This is a genomic window from Citrobacter sp. VF227 (assembly GCF_052950715.1).
Map to the genome: position 1 here is coordinate 1 of NZ_JBRFVF010000128.1, position 649 is coordinate 649.

Annotated in this window: 1 protein-coding gene; it reads left to right on the forward strand. The window is 60.4% G+C overall.

Annotated features, from left to right (window positions below):
* The first annotated feature begins 47 nt into the window (after positions 1–47).
* Positions 48–647: a Rha family transcriptional regulator gene (locus ACU8YC_RS25450; protein ID WP_446896026.1), complete on the forward strand. Its 600-nt coding sequence runs from the start codon at positions 48–50 to the stop codon at positions 645–647.
* Positions 648–649: the final 2 nt, after the last annotated feature.

The following is a 649-nucleotide window of genomic DNA, read 5'->3' on the forward strand; positions in this document are numbered from 1 at the left end:
CCTAACGCCGCCGCTGAGCGGGCTTCGTCTTTTCTGGAGGACAGAACATGAACGCACTGACCAACAAGCCGGTAACCATGAGCAGCCGCGAGATCGCAGGGCTGACTGGGAAGGAACACAAGCATGTTATCCGCGACATCCGCGTGATGTTGGCCGAACTCGGAGATGGTCCAAATCTGGACCATGTGCGTGAGGAGCGAGATGCCCGAGGTTATACCGCTGCCATCCACCTCCCGCGCCGCGAGGTCGAGATCCTACTGACCGGCTACAGCATCCCGCTCCGCGCCAAGGTCATCGACCGTCTGCATGAACTGGAGGAGCAAGCCAAGGGCGCAGCCTTCCGTGTCCCGCAGTCTCTGCCGGAAGCCCTGCGTCTGGCTGCCGAGCTGGCAGAGAAGAACGAGCAGCTCGCCCTGGAGAACAAGGAGATGGCACCGAAGGCTGTCGTCTTCGATAACTGCGTGGCGCTGCGTCAGGAGTCCTTGGCCACCTTCGTGCGTACCCTGGAAGGCGTCAACACGATGGCCATCATCACCAATCACCGCAGCCACTCAGCAGCATCAAAATCCACTGCCTCAATCACCGGAGCCAGCACCTCCGGCCTGAAGTCCTTTCCGTATCGACTGAAGGTAATCCCACCGCTCTGATG